Raw genomic sequence first — 18,893 nt, forward strand, 5'->3', positions numbered from 1 at the left:
TCCCGCAGCGATCGCCGCCCCGCAACGGGCGGCGATTTTCACATGCGCTCAGCGCAGGCTGAACAGCCGCTGTTCGATCTCATCGCGCAGGGCGCGGCGTTCTTCGGGGGTCAGAAAGGCACCAAGTTCGATGTCGCGCTGGCCGTCGGTCAGGGTCAGATATTCCTCGACAGGGCCGTCGCGCAGGGCGACCCGCACCCAATAGGGGTTGGTCTGCCAATCGCGGTCCGCACGCCCCGGATCGTGGCGACGGACCCGCAGCTGATCGCGTGTCAGGGTCAGGTTTTCCCAGGTCTCGCCACTGCGATAGCTGTTTTGCAGTGCGGCCCAGACCCCCCAGATCACCAGCAGGATGAAGGGCAGAAGCCCCCACAGCACAAAGCTGCCCAGAACCGCGACAAGGGGCAGGGCCATCAGCCCGGCGGTCACCCCGATGAACCAGACGAAACCCCGGCGCGGCAGTGACCGATAGGGCCACAGCCTGAGTTGATGTGAAACGGCCCCGGAATCCTCCGGGGCCGTTTCCTGTGTCCATTCATAGGGCATCAGTGCGCGTGGCTGTGATCCCAGTCCGAGCGCTTGGGTAGTTGCTCGAACGTGTGTTCCGGCGGGGGCGAGGACAGCGTCCATTCCAGCGTGTCTGCATGCTCGTTCCAGTAGTTCGGTACGTTCACGCGCTGACCGGCGCGCAGGGTGTAGACCACGATGCCGATGAAGAACAGGAACGACGCGAAGGACAGGTAGGCCCCGATCGAGCTGATATTGTTCCAGAACGCGAATTCGACCGGATAGTCGATATAGCGGCGCGGCATGCCCTGACGGCCCAGGAAGTGCTGGGGGAAGAAGGTCAGGTTGGCGCCCAGGAACATCATCCAGAAATGCACCTTGCCGGCCCATTCGGGATACTGGCGGCCCGACATCTTGCCCATCCAGTAATAGACACCGGCGAAGATCGCAAAGACCGCACCCAGCGACATCACATAGTGGAAATGGGCCACGACATAGTAGGTGTCGTGATAGACGCGATCCAGCGGCGCCTGCGACAGGACCACGCCGGTCACACCGCCGACGGTGAACAGGAACAGGAAGCCGAAGGCCCACAGCATCGGGGTCTTGAATTCGACACTGCCGCCCCACATCGTCGCGATCCACGAGAAGACCTTGATGCCCGTGGGCACGGCGATCGTCATGGTGGCCAGCATGAAATAGCTTTGCTGGGTCAGCGACATGCCGACCGTATACATGTGGTGCGCCCAGACGACGAAGCCCAGAACACCGATCGCGGCCATGGCCAGAACCATCGGCAGATAGCCGAAGACCGGCTTCTTCGAGAAGGTGGCGATGACGTGGCTGATGATGCCAAAGCCGGGCAGGACGATGATGTACACTTCCGGGTGGCCAAAGAACCACAGGATGTGCTGGTACAGGATCGGGTCACCGCCACCGGCCGGGTTGAAGAAGTTGGTGCCGAAATTGCGGTCCATCAGCAGCATGGTGATGGCCCCGGCCAGAACCGGCAGCGCCAGAAGGATCAGCCACGCGGTGATAAAGACCGACCAGGCGAACAGCGGCACCTTGAACAGGGTCATGCCGGGGGCACGCATGTTCAGGAAGGTGGTGATAATGTTGATCGCGCCCAGGATCGAGGATGCGCCCGACACGTGAACGGCGAAGATCGCCAGATCCATCGAATAGCCGCCCTCGGTCGTCGACAGCGGCGGGTACAGAACCCAACCCACGCCCGAACCGGCCTGCTGGTTCCCGCCCGGTGCCAGAAGCGAGGCAACGCCAAGCGCCACACCGGCGACATACATCCAGTAGGACAGGTTGTTCAGCCGCGGAAAGCTCATGTCCGGGGCGCCGATATGCAGCGGCATGAAATAGTTGCCGAAACCGCCGAACAGGGCCGGAATCACCACGAAGAACATCATCAGGACGCCGTGATAGGTGATCATCACGTTCCACAGATGGCCGTTCGGGGTACATTCCGCCGAAGCGTCCGCGATGAAGCGGGCCCCTTCAAGGCACATGTACTGCACGCCGGGGTGCTGCAGTTCCATCCGCATGTAGACGGTGAAACAGACCGAGATCAGCCCCACCAGACCTGCGGTGAAAAGGTAAAGAATACCGATGTCCTTGTGATTGGTGGACATGAACCATCGGGTGAAGAACCCGCGTTGGTCGTGATGGTCTTCGTGGCCGTGAGCGGCTGCGTCTGCCATACCCGAACTCCCTCAAATGTCGTCGAGCCGGTCTGGCAGACCGGCGTAATCCCGCATTCTTCTAGACCAGCCCTCGCCATCGGGCAATGTGTCGCGCTGACCAAAAGTTGAACGCCCTCGCAAGAATATCACATTCCGCGAGGGCAAGGTCGTTCCGGCCTGCGGCGCATTGCCGCAGGACTGCTGCGCGGGGCTTATTCCGGCGAGACGCTGGCAAGATATGCGGCCACATCGGCCTGATTCTTGCGCATCTTGAAGGTCATCTTGGTCTTGGCCGAATCGTCACCGGTCTTTTCCTGCACAAAGGCGTTCGGATCGGTGATGTAGGCGGCCAGATCTTCCTGGGTCCAGACTTCGCCGGCTTCGTTCAGCGCGATCAGCGCGTCGCTGTACTTGAAGCCTTCCTGCGCGCCTGCCGGGCTGCCGATGATGCCATACAGGTTCGGCCCGGTCTTGCCGCCCTTCACGATCGATTCACCTTCGGGCGATTCGATCATGTGGCAGGCTTTGCATTTGCGAAATTCCTTTTCGCCCGTGGCGACATCGCCATCCTGTGCAAAAGCCGGCATAGCTAGGGCTGCACCCATCAGGGTGCCAATAACTGCAATTTTCATGCTCTTTCCTCGCTCAGCCAAAAGACTTGGTTCTCCGACCTGACTATATTGCGGCGGTTCAGGGAATCCACCCGCCCTAAGGTCGCAGGCAGAATTCAGTCGGGCTGGGGAAAGTTCTTCGCGAAATTGCCGCGCAGCGCGACGTCCAGATCCTCGATCGTGACGGGCAGGCCCAGATCGACGAGGCTGGTCACGCCATGACCGCTGATTCCGCAGGGAACGATGCCGTCGTAATGGGTCAGATCGGGTTCCACATTGATCGAGATGCCATGGAAGCTGACCCAGCGGCGCAGCTTCACGCCGATGGCCGCGATTTTGTCCTCGCGCGGGGTGCCGTCGAACAGGGGGGGCTTTTCGGGGCGGGCGACCCAGACGCCGACGCGACCGTCGCGGGTTTCGCCGGTCACGCCGAATTCCGCCAATGCGCCGATGACCCAGCGTTCCAGCCCGGCGACAAAGGCGCGAATGTCGCGGCCGCGGCGGTTCAGGTCCAGCATCACGTAAACGATGCGCTGTCCCGGCCCGTGATAGGTGTATTGCCCGCCACGCCCGGCCGCGTAGACGGGAAAGCGCGCGGTCAGCAGGTCCTTTTCATCGGCGCTGGTCCCGGCGGTGTACAGCGGCGGATGTTCCACCAGCCAGATCGCCTCGTCCGCGCGGCCCGCATGGATATCGGCGACGCGCGCCTCCATCAGGTCGACGGCGTGTTCATATCCGGTCAGGCCGGTGCTTGTGATCCATTCCACCATGGGTGCGATCTGGCCTTTGGGGCGGTCAAGGTCAAGTCGCCTTGGAAAGCGCGGGGCCGGTCAGAAAACGCTTTTCAATTGCGCATCGCCATTGTATGACCCGCCGCACTGCCCGGATGCGGCCGTGGCGGAATTGGTAGACGCGCAGCGTTGAGGTCGCTGTTCCTTAACCGGAGTGGAAGTTCGAGTCTTCTCGGCCGCACCAACCTTCCCCAGATTTCAGGTTCCCTGCGCGACGGTTTCGACGCGCACCACCACCGACATGCCGGGGCTAAGGTCCTGCGCCCCCGCCTGATCGGCGTCGATCGAGATGCGAACCGGCAGGCGTTGGGCGATCTTGGTAAAGTTGCCGGTCGCGGCCGATCCCGACATCAGGCTGAATTCCGATGCCGTCGCGGGCGAAAATGCCTGCACCTTGCCGGTAAAACGCTGATGCTGAAGGGCATCGACGGTGAATTCGGCGGTTTCGCCGACGCGCAGGCCCTTGAGGCTGGTTTCCTTGAAATTCGCCACGACCCAAAGATCGCTGCCGACATGGGACACCAGCGCCGTCCCGGCGGTTACATATTGCCCCTCGCGGACCGAAACCTGCCCCAGCCGCCCCGTCGCGGGGGCGCGGATGACGGTATTGTCCAGATCGATCTGCGCCAGTTCAACCGCCGCCTTGGCGCTTTCGATATCGGCGCGGCGCGCGGCCAGCGAGACCTGGGCCGAGGTCACCGCCTCGCGCTGGACCTGCACTTGCGCTTCGGCCTGGGTCACCTCGGCGCGGGCGTTGTTCAGTGCCAGTTCCGACTGATCCGCCGTCGATTGCGCGGCCACGCCCCGGTCGGTCAGGCGGCGGGCGCGGTTCCAGTCGGTTTCGGCGGTCTCCAGCGCAAATCGGGCCGATTCGACCGCCGCCTGATTGGCACGCAGCGCCGCCTTGGCCGAGGCGACATTCTGCTGGCCGACCTGCAGCGCCGCCTGTGTCGCGGCCAGTTGCGCCTTGGCCTGCGCCAGCCGCTGGCGATAGCTGCGGTCGTCGATACGGGCGATCACGTCGCCTTTCTGGACGTCCTGAAAATCGGTGGCCGCGACAGTGCTGACATAACCGGAAACCTGCGGTGCCAACGTGGTGACCTTGCCGCGGATATAGGCGTTTTCGGTCACCGGATCGGCAGGCTGGAAGGGCGGCAGATGCCAGGTGAACAGCAGCAGCGCGACACCGGCAATGCCGATGACAAGGGCGATGGCCGAGGGAAGAAGATGCGTCTTGTTCATGTCAAAGCGTCCGTCTGGGCGGCAGTCGCGCGGGCGGCCATTCGATGGGCAAGCCCATCACGCAGCCGATGGATCAGCAGCGCGGCCGCGGCCAGTGCCGCAACAATGAAGATCAGGAAATAGGCGTCGTTATAGGCCATGATATAGGCCTGCTGGCTGGCCTGCTGCGCCACACCCATCACGGCCTGCGCCTGACGTTGGGCAGGATCCGCGATCATGGTGACCAGCCGGGCCGACGAAGATTGCAGCGTCTGGGCAACCTGCGGATCGGTCAGGCGCAGCTGTTCGGACAGGTATTGCAGATGCAATGTCTGGCGGTTGTTGATGAAGGTGGTGAACAGCCCCGAGCCGATCACCGCCCCAAGACTTTGGGTCGAGATGAAGACGATGATGAAGTTCAGCAGGTATTGCGGTCCCTTTGCCAGCGCCGCCATCAACCCGGTGATCATCGCGGGCGGCATGAACAGCAAACTTGCCATCGCGATCAGCGTCTGGCTGAGATACATCTGTTCGGGGCGCGTGTTCAGCGAGGCAAAGCTGTCCATATAGGCGCCGACCATGATCAGGATCAGCGCGGCAAGGTGGAACTGCGGAACGCGCTGCGGTCGGATCCACGCGATGCAGGCCAGCCCGCCCGCGATCCCGCCCAGAAAGATCAGGGTGAACAGCGTCGTCATCTGCGAGGGCGCAAGCCCCAGAACCGTGAACAGCCCCGGTGCGCCCGACGATTGTTCGGACAGGATCAGCCGGAACAGGAACAGTGTGGCCGTCAGGTGCAGGATCGCGGGGCTGGTCAGCCACCGAATATCCAGCAGCGGGTCCTTGCGGTTCAGCTCGATGATGGCGGCGGTGGCCAGCGTGGCGACGGTCACGGCCAGCGCGATGCCGATTCCGGGCGCGTCGGTCCAGTTGTAGATCGGCCCCATCACAAAGGCCGAGGTCAGCGCCGTGAACCCGGTCGCGATCAGGCCGAAGCTGACGAAATCCAGCCGCTGGATCACCTTGGCACGCGGCACGGGGCGCACGGGGATCAGATAGACCAGTCCCAGGCTGACCATCGACATCGCCAGCGTCACCAGATGCAGCGACAGGATCGACCCGTCGCCGATCAACTCTGGCGAGATGATCCGCGCCAGCGGCGTCCCGGACAGGATGATCGTCATCACCACCGGCAAGCCAAGGCGCAGGCGCCATTGCGGGGACAGCGGCTCCATCATGTAAAGGAAGGTCAACGTGGACAGCGGCGCGGCAGCCGCCCCCGACAAGGTCTGCAAGATCAGGGCCGAGCGGAAGTCGTTTGCATAGATCGCCGCGAAGGCCACGACCATGTACAGTGCGATGCTGATTTCCGCGAAACGGCGCAGCCCGAACTGGGTCCGCATCTTCATCAGAAGCAGCGGCAGGGCAGCGCGCGGCACCATATAGCAGACCAGAAGCCAACTGGATTGCGCCCGCGTGATGCCCAGATCGCCCGCGATCGCCCCCAGATTGGACAGCAGCATCCCCTGGCCAAGGCCCTGGGTCAGGCCGACGGCCAGCGCGACCGCCGCATAGCACAGGGCCGGCCCAAGGGGCAGGGCGGGGTTCTGTGGCGGCTGGGCCGGGCTATCGGGGGCGTCGGCGCTCATCTTGCGGACAGCTTGGCGATGTTGACGGCCAGCTGGTCCAGAACCAACTGGGCGCGGGCAAGGTCTTTGGGGTCGATTCCGGCAATCACGTCGCGGCGCAGGGTGCGGCTGAATTCCGTGATCTGGCTGTCGCGGCCCTTGTCGGTCAAGTACAGTGCGTTCTTGCGCGCATCGCCCTGAATCGGGCGGCGCTGGACAAAGCCATCGGCCTGCAAGGCGTCGATCTGGCGTTTCAGGGTCGGGGTTTCGATATCCAGCGCCGCGGCCAGTTCGGTCTGGGTCAGCCCTTCCCGGCGGCTAAGCTGGCTCAGCACGCGGGCGCGCGACATGGTCAGCCCCATGTCGCGCGCGCATTCATCGTAATTGCGCCGCAGCGTTCGCATCACATGCAGCAGCGAGTCGATGATTGAAGTGTCAGCCATATTATTAGCGTGCTAACTTGTTTAACGAAGTTGGCTAGCTAATGAACCGGGATCGGGACTTCAAGGGGCAGGGCGGGGCTATCTTTCCAGGATCAGAAGATCGCCCTCGAAGCTGACACGGGCAAAGCGGCGCAGATAGGACATGCCCAGCAGCGATCCGTTCAGGTCGCCATCGATGACCATGGCCGGAACGTGCTGTTCCCGGATGTCGCCGATGGAAAAGTCGTCGATGGTCACGCGGGCCGTGCGAACCTGCCCGTTGGCGGTCATCGCACTGCCCAGATAGGCCAGATCGTCCGGGTCGATCCCGGCCTTGCGCGCGTCGTCCGGGCCAAGGGCGATATAGGATGCGCCGGTATCGACGATAAAGCGCAGCGGGGTGCCGTTCACCTCGGCGGTCAGGTGGAAATGGCCGTCGCGGCTGGCCGGGATCTGAATCCGGCCGCCGGTGATGACCTGTTGACGTGGCTGGGTCAGCCAGGTGTCGGCGGCGAAGAATGCCCCGGCGAAGATCACCGCCCACAGCGCCGCCTGTCGCAGCATCTGCCCGCCCCGGCCCGCCAGTTCGAAAATCATGGCGCCACCGATCACGATCAGCAGCAGGATATAGAAGACCAGCTGCGCGCCATCGTCCAGGTTCATCCCATCAATCCCGAACCGACCAGCCCGTCGATCACGAACTGGATCGACAGCGCGGCCAGAAGCATCCCCAGAAGGCGCGTGACGACCATCGTGCCGGTGCGTCCCAGCGCCCGGGCCAGCGGTGTCGCCAGATGAAACAAGACAAGTGCGATCGCCAGCACCGCCAGCATCACCAGATGAACCATGACCACATGGCCCCAGCCCTGATGTTCGCCCACCAGCAGGATCATTGTCGCCAGCGCGCCGGGCCCCGCCAGAAGCGGCGTCGCCAGCGGAAAGACCGAGGGGTCATGTTCGGGCGCATCCGCCTGACCCTGACCTTCGCGACGCTCGGTCCGGCGCTCGAACAGCATGTCCAGCGCGGTCAGGAACAACAGGATGCCGCCCGCGATGCGAAAGGCCGAGATAGAGATCCCGATGCCCGACAGCAGCCGTTCGCCGACCAGCCCGAACAATGTCAGCAAGATCGCCGAGATAAAGACCGCGCGGCGTCCGATGCGGGCGCGTTCCGACGCGCTTTGGCCGGGCGTCAGCGCGATAAAGACCGGGGCCAGCCCGACAGGATCGATGACCACGAACAGGGTCACGAAGGCGGTGATATAGATCGACATGTCCATGCCTTCTTATCGCCCGCCGCGACCGGCCTGCCAAGCCGTTGTGACGGCCATGCGACGGTCGCCCCGATCACGCTTTCGGGCTTTGCATTCGGATCGCGATGCCCTTAGACAGGGGCGCGGACGGGCGATCCGTCCCGGCAAGGGAGTTTGCAATGCTGAACAATATCGGCCTTCCCGGCCTTCTTCTGATCGCGGTCGTGGTGCTTGTGCTGTTCGGGCGCGGCAAGATCTCGTCCCTGATGGGTGAAGTTGGCAAGGGCATCACCGCCTTCAAGCGCGGTGTGAAAGACGGCACCGAGGAAATCGAAAACGCCGCCGACGAGCCGCGCGAAACGCCGGGCGAAAAGGCCCGCGACGTCACGCCCTCTTCGACCGACCGCAGCTGATCGCAGAAAGGCACAGCCATGCTGGACATCGGCTGGAGCGAGCTTCTGCTGATCGGCGTCGTCGCCCTGATCGTCGTCGGCCCCAAGGATCTGCCGCATCTGTTTCATTCGCTGGGACGGTTCACGGCCCGCGCACGTTCCATGGCGCGCGAGTTCACCTCGGCGATGGAAGATGCCGCGAAATCCTCGGGTATCGACGAGGCGGCGGGCAGCCTGCGGGACATGAAGTCGCTGACCTCCAAGAAATCCCTGGGTCTGGACGCGCTGGACCGCGCTGCCGAACGATTCGAGAAATGGGACCCCAAGCGCCCCGGCACCACCGAGGGGCTGAAGACCTATCCCGGCCAGCCGCCGGTTCCGGCCACGCAGGGCGAAACGCCCGCCAGCGTTCCCGCCGACAGCCCGGCCCCGTCGCCGCAGGTTCAATCGACGCCGGCGCAACCGACCGTTGCTGCCGATGACAGTGGCAAGCGTCGGCTGCATGCGGTCCGCCGCTCGGACATGAAAGACACCTGAATTGGCCACCAACACGACCCCCGAAGACGAGATCGACGACAGCTCGGCCCCGCTGATCGAGCATCTGGCCGAGCTGCGTACCCGCATCATCTGGTCGCTTCTGGCGTTCATCGTCGCGATGGTGCTGTGCTACACGGTCTGGAACCCGATCTACAATTTCCTGACCCGCCCGATCTGTCACGCGCTGGACACGCGCGGTCAGGAATGCGGGTTGATCCTTCTGAAGCTGCAAGAGGGGTTCTTTGTCGCGATCCGCATCTCGTTTCTTGGTGGGTTCGCGCTGTCCTTCCCGCTGATCGCCTATCAGATGTGGCGTTTCGTGGCACCGGGCCTGTATCGCAACGAAAAACAGGCCTTCCTGCCGTTTCTGGTCGCCTCGCCGGTGATGTTCTTTCTGGGCGCGGCCTTCGCCTATTACGTCATCCTGCCGATGGCCTATGATTTCTTCCTGGGCTTCCAGCAGGGGCCGCTTGCCCTGCCCGACGAGGCCGGGGCCGAGGCCGCGGCGAACAATCCGATGGCCGCGATCGTCTTTCAGGGTTCGGTCGATGAATATCTGGCGCTGACCACCAAGTTCATCCTTGCGTTCGGTCTTAGCTTTCAGTTGCCGGTTCTGCTGACCCTGATGGGCAAGGCGGGGCTTGTCTCGGCCGAGGGGCTGGGCTCGGTCCGCAAATATGCGGTGGTGGCGATCCTGCTGCTGGCCGCCGTGGCGACCCCGCCCGATGTCATCAGTCAGGTGGTGCTGTTCACGGTCGTCTACGGGCTTTACGAAATCTCGATCCAGCTGGTCCGCCGCATCGAACGCAAGCGCGAGGCGGAACTGCGTGCGCAGGGATTGTGGGTCGAAGACGGCGAAGACTGAAGAGGAAAGATGCGCGATATGGATGACGGCCCCGACCCCCTGCAGCGGATTGCCGCGGCGCTGGAACGGTTGGCGCCGCCACCATCGCCCGCGCCCAGCTTTGCCGAGGCGACGGCCTATGTCTGGCACCCCGATCCCGACCGGCTGGACCCTGTGCCCGCCGTCGATCGCGTCGATCTGGTACAGCTGATCGGCATTGACCGCCCCAAGCAGATCCTGCTGGACAATACCCTTCAGTTCGGGCGCGGGCATGGCGCGAACAATGCGCTGTTGTGGGGCGCGCGGGGGATGGGGAAATCCTCGTTGGTCAAGGCCGTCTATGCCGAGGCCGTGGCCCAGGGCCTGCCGCTGGTTCTGGTCGAGATCGCGCGCGAGGATCTGGGCTCGGTCGGGCGCCTGCTGTCGATTCTGGGCAGGGCAAGCGATCGGCGCTTCCTGCTGTTTTCCGACGATCTGTCCTTCAGCCATGACGATACGCAGTACAAATCGCTCAAGGCTGTTCTGGATGGCGGGATCAGCGGTCGGCCCGCGAATGTGATCCTTTATGCAACCTCGAACCGGCGCCACCTGATGCCGCGCGACATGATCGACAACGAACGGGCGACCGCGATCCACCCCGGCGAGGCGGTCGAGGAAAAGATCTCTCTGTCGGATCGGTTCGGATTGTGGCTGGGCTTTCATCCCTGTTCGCAGGATGAATATCTGGCGATGGTGCAGGGCTATTGCCGCGCCTACGGATTGCAGATCGACGCCGACACCCTGCGCGCAGAGGCGATCGAATGGCAGGCCACGCGCGGGTCGCGTTCGGGCCGTGTGGCATGGCAGCTTTTTACCGATCTTGCCGGTCGCCACGGTCTGCCCATCCGGACATGAGGCGCCCGCGCCGCGTCAGCGGCGCGCCCCCGGCCCGGGCGGCAGCACGCCGACCGCAAGGTCGGCCCCCGCTTGCACATAAATATCGCGCGCAACTCTTGCGCCGTGACCTCAGCCGGGCTTTCATCCGCCCATGACCCAGCGCAGCGCGACCCATGTCCTGACCGGCACCCGCATCCGCGAGCGGCGTCTGGCCATGTCGCGCCGTCAGGCCGATGTCGCGCGCGAGGCCGGGATCTCGGCCGCCTATCTCAATCTCATCGAACATAACCGCCGGCCGATCGGGGACAAGCTGGTCGGCCGCATCGCCGCCGCGCTGGACGTTCCGGTCGAAGAACTGTCCGCCGGGCGCGAGGAAGCCCGGCTTGCCGCCCTGCGCGAGGCTGCGGCGCAGGTGCCGGCCTTGTCCGGTCATGCCATGCCTGAACTGGAACAGGCGCCCGAATTTCTGGCCCGTTTTCCCGGCTGGGCCGGGCTGCTGATCGCCGCCACCCGCCATGCCGGCGGGCTGGAACGGCAATTGATCGACCTGTCCGACCGGATGACGCAGGATCCCTATCTTCTGACCACCCTGCACGAGGTGCTGTCTGCCGTGACATCGGTGCGGTCGACCGCCTCGATCCTGGCTGAAGAGGGCGACATTCCCGCGGAATGGCGCAGCCGGTTTCATGCCAACCTGTCTGCCGACAGTCTGCGACTGTCCACAACGGCGCAATCACTGGTCGCCTATCTGGACGGGTTCGAAACCGAAGGCGGCACCTTCACCCCGCAGGAAGAGGTCGAGGCCTGGATGGCCGCCGGGGCACCCGATCTGTCGGATTCCGCCGATCTGGCGTCCGATGCGGCGCGTGTTCTGGCGCGCGCGCATCTGGACCGGCTTGAACAGGATCGCCGTCGGCTGCCCGATGCCAGTCTGGCCCAGGCCGGTGATCTGGGCGATCCGCTGTTGATCGCCGAAAGGCTGGGCGCACCCCTTGATCTTGTGCTGCGCCGTCTGGCCGCCCTGCGCCCGCCGGGCTTTGAAAGCGCGGGGCTTCTGATCTGCGACGGGTCGGGTGCGCTGACCCTGCGCCGTCCCGCGCCCGATTTTCCACTGCCGCGTCCGGGCGATGCCTGCCCGCTTTGGCCGCTGTTTCAGGCCCTGGCGACGCCGCAGGTCGCGATCAGCACGCGGGTCGTCACGCCGCAGGGGCAAGCCTTCGATACGCTTAGCCACGCCACCCGAAGTCAGCCGCAGGGCCTTGCCGGGCCCGTTCTGACACAGGCGCAGATGCTGATCCTGCCCGCCCGCGAGGCCGCGCCCGCCGCCACCCCGGTCATTCCCATCGGCCCCGCCTGCCGCATCTGCCCGCGCGGCGATTGCCTTGCGCGGCGTGAACCCTCGATCCTTGCGCCGGGGCTGCATGGCCCTCAGGCTTTGACAGGGCGCCCGCATCCTGCAAACTAGCCGTCACGGGCAACGCTTTGGGAGGGGCGGTTATCTCGATGATGCTGGATATCCTGATGATCGAGGATGAGCCCAATATCGCCGAGGCGGTGCGCTTTATCCTGATGCGCGAAGGCTGGCGGATATCGCTGCATGCCGATGGCGCAGGCGGGATCGAGGCGATCCGGGCGCAGCGTCCGCGTCTGGTCATCCTTGACCTCATGCTGCCCAACCGCTCGGGCGAGGAAATTCTGGCCGATCTGCGGGCCGAGGACGATCTTGGCCTTGCCGCCACCCCGGTGCTGATGCTGACCGCGCGGGGGCAGACCGGACCTGCGGCCGAACAGGCCGATGCGGTGCTGTCGAAACCCTTTGCCAATGATGATTTATGCGCGCTTGTGCGGCGGATGCTGGGGCAGGGGGGCGATGGCGGATAAACCCCTGTTTCTGGAACGCGCCTCGTTTCGCCGCAGACGTCTGGGCGATGCGGCGCGGGTGTTGCCGATCCTGGCGCTGATCGGGTTCATGTTGCCGGTCTGGTGGCTGCCGGATGCTGTCAGTTTTGCCAGCGGCATCGTCTGGCTGTTCGGGCTTTGGGCCGCGCTGATCGTGGCGATCTTCGCGCTGCACCGCGCCCTGATCCGGGCCGAGGCCGCCACGATCCGCGCCAGTGGCACCCCCCCGTCCGAGGCAGACTGGGACCGTCCCGATGCCGTTTGAGACATTGGTCGCCGTCTGCATGGGCTATGTCGTGCTGATGTTCGGCGTGGCCTTCGCCGCCGATCGCGCGGCACAGCGGGGGCGCGTGCGCTGGTTGGATCATCCGCTGGTCTATACGCTGTCCCTTTCGGTTTACTGCTCGGCCTGGACGTTCTATGGCGCTGTTGGCTATGCCAGCCGTTCGGGGTTGGAATTCGCCACGATCTATATTGGCCCGACGCTGGTATTCGCGGGGGCCTGGTGGGGGCTGCGGCGTCTGGTCAGGATCGCGCGAATGCATCACGTGACCTCGATTGCCGACCTGATCTCGGCCCGGTTCGGCAAATCGAACGCGCTGGCCGCCTTGATCACGCTGATCGCGGTGATTGCCGCGACCCCCTACGTCGCGTTGCAGTTGCAGTCGGTGCGCCTGTCATTCGAGCTGTTCGCCCTGCAATCGCCGGGGGCCACGCCGGTGACCAGCGAAACCGCGCTGTGGGTGGCAGCGGGTCTGGCGCTTTTCACCATCCTGTTCGGAACCCGCAATCTGGCCGCCGATGAACGGCACCACGGGGTCGTCACCGCCATCGCGCTGGAAGCCGTGGTCAAGTTGGTGGCCTTTGTCGCCCTGGGTGTTTTTGTAGTCTGGGGGCTGGCCGACGGTCCGGCAGACATCGTGGCCCGCATCGCCGCCGCGTCCCAGGACCCCGCGCGTGACGGCTGGGTGCTGCGCCCTGACCGCTGGACTGCGCTGAACATCGTGTCGGCGGCCGCGATCCTGACCCTGCCGCGCATGTTTCAGGTGCTGGTCGTCGAGGCGGCGGACGAAGAACGCCTGCATGTCGCCGGATGGGCCTTTCCGGCCTATCTGTTCGCCATGTCGCTGTTCGTGCTGCCGATCGCCGTGATGGGGGCCGAGCTGCTGCCCGCCAGTGCCAATCCCGACCTGTATGTCCTGACCCTGCCGCAGGCGATGGGGCAGGATCTTCTGGCGCTGCTGGTGTTTCTGGGCGGGTTTTCGGCGGCGACCTCGATGGTCGTTGTCTGTACCATCGCGCTGTCGACGATGATTTCGAACCACTGGCTGACGCCGCTGCGGCTGTGGCTGCGGCGCCCGGCATCGGGCGAAGAGACCGATGACCTGCGTGGCTTCGTTCTGAATTCGCGCCGTCTGGCCATTCTTGCGGTGATGGGCGCGGGCTGGCTGTATCATCAGGCCTCTGGCGGGTCCGAGGCGTTGGCGGCGATGGGCCTTGTCGCCTTTACCGGGATGGCGCAGGTTCTGCCCGCGATGCTGGGCGGATTGTTGTGGCGTGGGGCGAACCGGATGGGCGCCTATGCCGGGGTCGGGGCGGGCTCGGTGCTGTGGCTGGTGATCGTGTTCCTGCCTTCGGTCGGGATCGGGCGCCTGCCGCCGCTGATCGATGGTGTCGATCCGCTGGCCTTTGCCGTGTTCCTGACGCTGTCGGTCAACACGCTGGCCTTCATCGCGCTGTCGATCTTCGGCTTTCCCGATCCGGTCGAACGTTTGCAGGGTCTGTCCTTCGTCAGCGCCATCCAGCCGATCCGCCACAGCCGCGCACCGGGCGAGGACAGGGCCGAGCCGCTTCTGGCCATGGCGCGGCGCGTCTGGGGTCCCGATCAGGCGCTGCGTTACTTTCGGGCGCAGGCCGCCGCACAGGGGAAATCCGGTTATCTGCCGGATCTGACGCCCGCCTTTCTGACCGCGCTGGAACGGCGTCTGTCGGGGTCTGTCGGTGCGGCCACGGCGCATGCGATGATCGACCGGGTGGCGGGTGGCATGTCGTTGACCGTGTCGGATCTGATGGATGTCGCCGGCGAGGCGCAGCGCGCCATGAAAGAGGCGCAGCGGCTGGAAATCGCGACCTCGGAACTGGAACGCACGGCCCGGCAATTGCGCGAGGCGAATGACAAGCTGACCGCCCTTTCGGTGCAGAAGGACGCATTTCTGGGCCAGATCAGCCATGAACTGCGCACGCCGATGACCTCGGTCCGGGCGTTTTCCGAAATCTTGAAGACGCCTGACCTGTCGGACGAGGACCGCGCCCGTTTCGCCGGCATCATCCATGACGAGGCCGGACGCCTGACGCGGCTTCTGGACGATCTGCTGGACCTTTCGGTGCTGGAAAGCGGGCAGGCGCAGCTGGATGTATCGGCAGCTAATCTGCACGATCTGATAGAACGGGCGCTGAACGCGGCCTCGGCTACGCGGGCGGAACGCGCCTTTACCATTGATCGCGATATTCCGACCGAACATCTGGGCGTCATCACCGATCCGGACCGTCTTTTGCAGGTGCTGATCAATGTCATCACCAATGCCCGCAAATACTGCGATGCCGACCGCCCGGTGCTGCGCATCCGTGTCGCGCGGCGCCCGGCCAACGGCCCCGCCATCGACATCATCGACAACGGTGCGGGAATCGATGCCGCGCGACAGTCGCTGATCTTCGAGAAATTCTCGCGACTGAATGATCCTGCGCGGGCGGGGGGCGCGGGGCTGGGCCTGGCCATCTGTCGCGAGATCATGCTGACCCTTGGTGGCGATATCAGCTATCTGCCGGGGCAGGGGGGCGCGGCGTTTCGTATCGTGCTGCCGAAACACCCGCCGGTCGGACAGGCCAACCCACATGCCGGGGCAGCGTCGTAAACGGTTTCTCAATGCTTTGCTGAAAGGCTCAGGGGCGTGTTTCGACGATTCGTGGGTGTCTTGCATGGCCGATGGGCAGACAGAACAGGGTGAGGGCGCATTGCGCCGATTGCTGCGGGCCCGTGGGCAGGCCGAGGTCGGGGCAGGTCGTGCGCCCTCGTTGCCGCAGACGGCGCCGCCGACGCCCGCACGCGCGGCAGCCACCGCCTTGGGGCGCGCGGCGGACCGGCTTTACAAGATGCAGGTCCAGCCCGATGAGGTGACGGCAGGGGCCGCGACACTGGCCGAAATGCCCGAACTGATCCCCGAAGACGCGCTGTTGGCCGTGTTGCAGGGGCCGGGCGATGCCGTCGCGATGGTCGCCCTGTGCCCCGAGGCCGTGACCGCGCTGATCGAGATGCAGACCCTTGGCCGCATCACCCGCCGCCCGGTCGAGCGCCGCAAGATTACCCGCGCCGACGCGATGCTGTGTGCCGATTTCGTCACCGCCTGCCTGACCGAACTGGCTGTCGATCTGGCACCGTTGCAAGGGTTCGGCTGCGTCGCAGGATTTCGATACGCGACCCATCTGTCGGACCTGCGCCCGCTGATGCTGATGCTGGAGGACAAGGCCTATCGCAGCCTGTCCTTTCAGTTGCGGCTGGGCGGACCCGATCCCCGGCAGGCACAGATCTTCATGGCCTTCCCGCAGCGGGACATGGCCGAACGCCCGGTGCCCGTGGCGGCACCGAAGGTCGCACAGCCGGCCAGGGCCCGGCCAAGCCTGTCGGCATCCATGCAGGACGCCCCGGTCGAACTGGTCGGCGTGCTGTGTCGCCGCCGGATCTCACTGGGTGAGCTTCGTGGCCTGACGGCGGGCAAGATGCTGGCCCTGCCGCGCGTCAACCTTGCCGATGTTCGGCTTGAGACACCCGATGGGCAATTGCTGTCCACCGGGAAGTTTGGCGAATCCGAAGGCTGCCATGCGATCCGGCTGCATGACCGTGATGCGGGGGCGGTCGCACCCGCACCGAACAGCCATGTCGATCTGGCAACTCCGGATGAATTCCGGCAGACTGAACCGAAGATGCCGCGCGATTCTACCGTGTCCGGACCGCCATCCGGGACGGGAATCGTGGTGAATGGTCAGAACTAGCGCGCTTTCCACTTGAAATTGGCGCGCCATGCACGCATTTAGCTGACGTCCCGATTCCTGCGGGATGAATAGTATGGAGTGACCATGGCCAAGGAAGAAATGCTCGAATTTCCCGGCGTCGTGAAGGAACTCCTGCCGAATGCGACGTTCAGGGTCGAGCTGGAAAATGGCCATGAGATCATCGCGCATATGGCAGGCAAGATGCGGAAAAACCGCATCCGTGTTCTGGCCGGAGACAAGGTTCAGGTGGAAATGAACACCTATGACCTGACCAAGGGGCGGATCAATTACCGCTTCAAGTAAGATCGCGATGACCGGAACTGTATCGGTCACGCCACCACGGCTGATCCTGGGGTCCGCAAGTCCGCGTCGCCTTGATCTTCTGGCCCAGATCGGCATCAAGCCTGCCGACCTGCGCCCCGCCGATATCGACGAAACCCCTGCATCCGGCGAATTGCCGCGCGATTACGTGCGCCGCATGGCATTGGAAAAGGCGAATGCCCTGACCGTCGCCGAAGGTGAGGCCGTACTGACCGCAGACACGACCGTATCCGTGGGGCGTCGCATTCTGGGCAAGCCTGAGGATCGCGACGAAGCCGCGCGGTTCATGCGGTTGATGTCGGGTCGCCGCCACAAGGTTCTGACCGCCATCGCCTTGCGCCATGCAGACCACAGTCGCGTGCGGCTGGTTGAGACGCTGGTGCGGATGAACCCGGTCGATGAGCCGGCGTTGCAGCGTTATCTGGATATCGGCGACTGGCAGGGCAAGGCCGGCGGTTATGCCATTCAAGGTGCCGCCGCCCAATTCATTCCCTGGATTCAGGGCTCATTCTCTGCAGTCGTCGGCCTGCCGCTTGCGGAAACCGCCGCGATGCTTGCCGCAATCGGAATTCACGGAGGCCGCCAATGAAGGGTCGCCAAGTCGTTCTTGGACATTACAACGGCGAAGAGGCCGCAGCCCTGATGGAGGACGGTCAGCTGGTCGATCTGATCCTCGATTCGGGTGAGGATCTGGCGGTCGGTGCCATTTGCCGCGGCGTGACTGAGCGTTTGATGAAAGGGCAGGGCGGTGTGTTCGTACGCCTGCCCGACGGTCAGCGCGGCTATCTGCGCGAACGTTCTCGCATCAGCGAGGGTCAGCCCTTGCTGGTTCAGATCAGCGGCGTCGCCGAAGAGGGCAAGGCCATCCCGCTGACCCCGCGGCTGATCTTTCGCGGGCGCTATGGTCTGGTGACGCCGATGTCGCCCGGCATCAATGTCTCGCGGCGTATTCGCGACAGTGAGACCCGCGATCACCTGACCGCGCTGGCCCGCGACTGCATGGCCGACCGAACCCATGGCATGGTGATCCGCAGTGCGGCCGAGCACGCCGAGGATGAGGATATCCTGCGCGATCTGACCCCGCTGATCGATCTGGCGGACCGTATCCTGGCGGAAGGTGAGGGCGACCCCGACCTGTTGCTGGATGCGCCAAGCCCCTGGGAACAGGCCTGGACGGAATGGTCCGATCCCCAGCCCGACGCAGTGGAAGAAGGCGAAGATGCCTTCGAGACCTTTGGCGTGCTGGATGCGATCGACGCGCTGCTGCGCGACCGGGTCGCGCTGCCAAACAGTGCCTCGGCCTATATCGAATCGACCCGCGCCCTGATCGCGGTCGATGTGAATACCGGCAACGACACCTCGCCTGCTGCGGCGCTGAAGGCCAATATCGCCCTTGCGCGCGATCTGCCGCGTCAGTTGCGGCTTCGTGGTCTTGGCGGGCAGGTCGCGGTCGATTTCGCGCCGATGCCCAAGCGCGACCGCGCGACGCTTGACCAGGTGCTGGGCGCAGCCTTCAAGGGCGACGGAACCGAAACGACGCTGGTCGGCTGGACCGCGATGGGCCTGTACGAAATCAACCGCAAGCGCGACCGCGCCCCCTTGGCGCGGCTTGCCGGGGGGCGCTGATGGCCTGCCCGATCTGTTCCAAGGACAGCATTCCGGCCTACCGTCCGTTCTGTTCCAAACGCTGCGCGGATGTCGATCTGGCGCGGTGGTTGCGCGGTGAATACGTGATCCCGGGACCGCCGCTGGAGGATGTCCCCACGCCCGAAGACGAAGAGCGATAATTTTTTCACGTTTGCTCTGGACAGTCCGTGAAAGCGGCCGTAAACACCCCTCCACGCCCG

Annotated in this window: 22 protein-coding genes and 1 tRNA gene; 14 read left to right on the forward strand and 9 right to left on the reverse strand. The window is 64.5% G+C overall.

Annotated elements, in window-relative coordinates; all coding sequences use genetic code 11:
* Positions 1-48 precede the first annotated feature (48 nt).
* The 4 genes from BMX67_RS12050 to lipB all read right to left on the reverse strand — a co-directional run bounded on the left by BMX67_RS12050 (position 49) and on the right by lipB (position 3,585).
* Positions 49-546, reverse strand: coding sequence for a DUF2244 domain-containing protein (locus tag BMX67_RS12050; protein WP_090735246.1), 498 nt, complete (start codon positions 544-546; stop codon positions 49-51).
* Positions 546-2,222: a cytochrome c oxidase subunit I gene (ctaD, locus tag BMX67_RS12055; protein ID WP_090735249.1), complete on the reverse strand. Its 1,677-nt coding sequence runs from the start codon at positions 2,220-2,222 to the stop codon at positions 546-548. The genes BMX67_RS12050 and ctaD overlap by 1 nt, the downstream gene beginning before the upstream one ends.
* Before the next feature lie 194 nt (positions 2,223-2,416).
* Positions 2,417-2,836: a c-type cytochrome gene (locus BMX67_RS12060; RefSeq protein WP_090735251.1), complete on the reverse strand. Its 420-nt coding sequence runs from the start codon at positions 2,834-2,836 to the stop codon at positions 2,417-2,419.
* A 95-nt stretch (positions 2,837-2,931) separates the two neighbouring features.
* Positions 2,932-3,585: a lipoyl(octanoyl) transferase LipB gene (gene lipB, locus BMX67_RS12065; protein WP_090735254.1), complete on the reverse strand. Its 654-nt coding sequence runs from the start codon at positions 3,583-3,585 to the stop codon at positions 2,932-2,934.
* A gap of 118 nt (positions 3,586-3,703) precedes the next feature.
* Between lipB and BMX67_RS12070 the strand changes: the two genes are divergently transcribed.
* A tRNA-Leu gene (locus BMX67_RS12070) sits at positions 3,704-3,790 on the forward strand.
* 14 nt (positions 3,791-3,804) lie between these two features.
* Here BMX67_RS12070 and BMX67_RS12075 read toward each other — a convergent pair.
* The 5 genes from BMX67_RS12075 to BMX67_RS12095 form a co-directional block, all read right to left on the reverse strand.
* A complete protein-coding gene (locus tag BMX67_RS12075; protein ID WP_090735257.1) occupies positions 3,805-4,848 on the reverse strand; it encodes an HlyD family secretion protein in 1,044 nt (347 codons plus the stop codon).
* Positions 4,845-6,476, reverse strand: coding sequence for an efflux MFS transporter permease (locus BMX67_RS12080; RefSeq protein ID WP_245739437.1), 1,632 nt, complete (start codon positions 6,474-6,476; stop codon positions 4,845-4,847). Before BMX67_RS12080 ends, BMX67_RS12075 begins: the two co-directional genes overlap by 4 nt.
* On the reverse strand, positions 6,473-6,898 hold the full coding sequence (locus tag BMX67_RS12085; protein WP_090735258.1) for a MarR family winged helix-turn-helix transcriptional regulator: 426 nt from the start codon (positions 6,896-6,898) through the stop codon (positions 6,473-6,475). The genes BMX67_RS12080 and BMX67_RS12085 overlap by 4 nt, the downstream gene beginning before the upstream one ends.
* 78 nt (positions 6,899-6,976) lie before the next feature.
* The gene (locus tag BMX67_RS12090) at positions 6,977-7,540 is read right to left on the reverse strand and encodes a retropepsin-like aspartic protease family protein (protein WP_090735261.1); all 564 of its coding nucleotides are present in this window, start codon (positions 7,538-7,540) and stop codon (positions 6,977-6,979) included.
* A complete protein-coding gene (locus BMX67_RS12095; RefSeq protein WP_090735263.1) occupies positions 7,537-8,157 on the reverse strand; it encodes a MarC family protein in 621 nt (206 codons plus the stop codon). Before BMX67_RS12095 ends, BMX67_RS12090 begins: the two co-directional genes overlap by 4 nt.
* A 152-nt stretch (positions 8,158-8,309) precedes the next feature.
* Between BMX67_RS12095 and BMX67_RS12100 the strand changes: the two genes are divergently transcribed.
* The 13 genes from BMX67_RS12100 to BMX67_RS12160 all read left to right on the forward strand — a co-directional run bounded on the left by BMX67_RS12100 (position 8,310) and on the right by BMX67_RS12160 (position 18,833).
* The gene (locus BMX67_RS12100; RefSeq protein ID WP_090735266.1) at positions 8,310-8,543 is read left to right on the forward strand and encodes a twin-arginine translocase TatA/TatE family subunit; all 234 of its coding nucleotides are present in this window, start codon (positions 8,310-8,312) and stop codon (positions 8,541-8,543) included.
* A gap of 18 nt (positions 8,544-8,561) precedes the next feature.
* Positions 8,562-9,059, forward strand: coding sequence for a Sec-independent protein translocase protein TatB (tatB, locus tag BMX67_RS12105; RefSeq protein ID WP_090735269.1), 498 nt, complete (start codon positions 8,562-8,564; stop codon positions 9,057-9,059).
* A gap of 1 nt (position 9,060) precedes the next feature.
* A complete protein-coding gene (tatC, locus tag BMX67_RS12110) occupies positions 9,061-9,924 on the forward strand; it encodes a twin-arginine translocase subunit TatC (RefSeq protein WP_090735272.1) in 864 nt (287 codons plus the stop codon).
* 9 nt (positions 9,925-9,933) lie between these two features.
* Positions 9,934-10,797, forward strand: a complete 864-nt coding sequence (locus tag BMX67_RS12115; protein ID WP_425438982.1) for an ATP-binding protein — start codon at positions 9,934-9,936, stop codon at positions 10,795-10,797.
* Positions 10,798-10,930: 133 nt separating this feature from the next.
* A complete protein-coding gene (locus BMX67_RS12120) occupies positions 10,931-12,244 on the forward strand; it encodes a helix-turn-helix transcriptional regulator (protein ID WP_090735277.1) in 1,314 nt (437 codons plus the stop codon).
* Between the two features lie 38 nt (positions 12,245-12,282).
* The gene (locus tag BMX67_RS12125) at positions 12,283-12,660 is read left to right on the forward strand and encodes a response regulator transcription factor (RefSeq protein WP_090735280.1); all 378 of its coding nucleotides are present in this window, start codon (positions 12,283-12,285) and stop codon (positions 12,658-12,660) included.
* Positions 12,650-12,943, forward strand: coding sequence for a hypothetical protein (locus tag BMX67_RS12130; RefSeq protein WP_245739438.1), 294 nt, complete (start codon positions 12,650-12,652; stop codon positions 12,941-12,943). The genes BMX67_RS12125 and BMX67_RS12130 overlap by 11 nt, the downstream gene beginning before the upstream one ends.
* The gene (locus tag BMX67_RS12135) at positions 12,933-15,590 is read left to right on the forward strand and encodes an ATP-binding protein (RefSeq protein ID WP_090735283.1); all 2,658 of its coding nucleotides are present in this window, start codon (positions 12,933-12,935) and stop codon (positions 15,588-15,590) included. Before BMX67_RS12130 ends, BMX67_RS12135 begins: the two co-directional genes overlap by 11 nt.
* Before the next feature lie 64 nt (positions 15,591-15,654).
* Positions 15,655-16,725: a FliM/FliN family flagellar motor switch protein gene (locus BMX67_RS12140; protein ID WP_175479889.1), complete on the forward strand. Its 1,071-nt coding sequence runs from the start codon at positions 15,655-15,657 to the stop codon at positions 16,723-16,725.
* Between the two features lie 84 nt (positions 16,726-16,809).
* Positions 16,810-17,028, forward strand: a complete 219-nt coding sequence (gene infA / locus BMX67_RS12145; protein WP_010397442.1) for a translation initiation factor IF-1 — start codon at positions 16,810-16,812, stop codon at positions 17,026-17,028.
* A gap of 7 nt (positions 17,029-17,035) precedes the next feature.
* Positions 17,036-17,635, forward strand: a complete 600-nt coding sequence (locus BMX67_RS12150; RefSeq protein ID WP_090735289.1) for a Maf family protein — start codon at positions 17,036-17,038, stop codon at positions 17,633-17,635.
* Entirely contained in the window at positions 17,632-18,672 is a 1,041-nt protein-coding gene (locus tag BMX67_RS12155; protein WP_090735292.1) for a ribonuclease E/G, read from the forward strand. Before BMX67_RS12150 ends, BMX67_RS12155 begins: the two co-directional genes overlap by 4 nt.
* Entirely contained in the window at positions 18,672-18,833 is a 162-nt protein-coding gene (locus BMX67_RS12160; RefSeq protein ID WP_090735296.1) for a DNA gyrase inhibitor YacG, read from the forward strand. Before BMX67_RS12155 ends, BMX67_RS12160 begins: the two co-directional genes overlap by 1 nt.
* Positions 18,834-18,893 lie beyond the last annotated feature (60 nt).

The sequence above is a fragment of the Paracoccus homiensis genome (genome assembly GCF_900111675.1).
In the GTDB taxonomy this organism is placed as follows: Bacteria; Pseudomonadota; Alphaproteobacteria; order Rhodobacterales; family Rhodobacteraceae; genus Paracoccus; species Paracoccus homiensis.

Coding starts and splice junctions, on each gene's coding strand:
- BMX67_RS12050 (WP_090735246.1), bottom strand. CDS start 546: ATGCCCTATGAATGGACACAGGAAACGGCCCCGGAGGATTCCGGGGCC.
- ctaD (WP_090735249.1), bottom strand. CDS start 2,222: ATGGCAGACGCAGCCGCTCACGGCCACGAAGACCATCACGACCAACGC.
- BMX67_RS12060 (WP_090735251.1), bottom strand. CDS start 2,836: ATGAAAATTGCAGTTATTGGCACCCTGATGGGTGCAGCCCTAGCTATG.
- lipB (WP_090735254.1), bottom strand. CDS start 3,585: ATGGTGGAATGGATCACAAGCACCGGCCTGACCGGATATGAACACGCC.
- BMX67_RS12075 (WP_090735257.1), bottom strand. CDS start 4,848: ATGAACAAGACGCATCTTCTTCCCTCGGCCATCGCCCTTGTCATCGGC.
- BMX67_RS12080 (WP_245739437.1), bottom strand. CDS start 6,476: ATGAGCGCCGACGCCCCCGATAGCCCGGCCCAGCCGCCACAGAACCCC.
- BMX67_RS12085 (WP_090735258.1), bottom strand. CDS start 6,898: ATGGCTGACACTTCAATCATCGACTCGCTGCTGCATGTGATGCGAACG.
- BMX67_RS12090 (WP_090735261.1), bottom strand. CDS start 7,540: ATGAACCTGGACGATGGCGCGCAGCTGGTCTTCTATATCCTGCTGCTG.
- BMX67_RS12095 (WP_090735263.1), bottom strand. CDS start 8,157: ATGGACATGTCGATCTATATCACCGCCTTCGTGACCCTGTTCGTGGTC.
- BMX67_RS12100 (WP_090735266.1), top strand. CDS start 8,310: ATGCTGAACAATATCGGCCTTCCCGGCCTTCTTCTGATCGCGGTCGTG.
- tatB (WP_090735269.1), top strand. CDS start 8,562: ATGCTGGACATCGGCTGGAGCGAGCTTCTGCTGATCGGCGTCGTCGCC.
- BMX67_RS12115 (WP_425438982.1), top strand. CDS start 9,934: ATGCGCGATATGGATGACGGCCCCGACCCCCTGCAGCGGATTGCCGCG.
- BMX67_RS12120 (WP_090735277.1), top strand. CDS start 10,931: ATGACCCAGCGCAGCGCGACCCATGTCCTGACCGGCACCCGCATCCGC.
- BMX67_RS12125 (WP_090735280.1), top strand. CDS start 12,283: ATGATGCTGGATATCCTGATGATCGAGGATGAGCCCAATATCGCCGAG.
- BMX67_RS12130 (WP_245739438.1), top strand. CDS start 12,650: ATGGCGGATAAACCCCTGTTTCTGGAACGCGCCTCGTTTCGCCGCAGA.
- BMX67_RS12135 (WP_090735283.1), top strand. CDS start 12,933: ATGCCGTTTGAGACATTGGTCGCCGTCTGCATGGGCTATGTCGTGCTG.
- BMX67_RS12140 (WP_175479889.1), top strand. CDS start 15,655: ATGGCCGATGGGCAGACAGAACAGGGTGAGGGCGCATTGCGCCGATTG.
- infA (WP_010397442.1), top strand. CDS start 16,810: ATGGCCAAGGAAGAAATGCTCGAATTTCCCGGCGTCGTGAAGGAACTC.
- BMX67_RS12150 (WP_090735289.1), top strand. CDS start 17,036: ATGACCGGAACTGTATCGGTCACGCCACCACGGCTGATCCTGGGGTCC.
- BMX67_RS12155 (WP_090735292.1), top strand. CDS start 17,632: ATGAAGGGTCGCCAAGTCGTTCTTGGACATTACAACGGCGAAGAGGCC.
- BMX67_RS12160 (WP_090735296.1), top strand. CDS start 18,672: ATGGCCTGCCCGATCTGTTCCAAGGACAGCATTCCGGCCTACCGTCCG.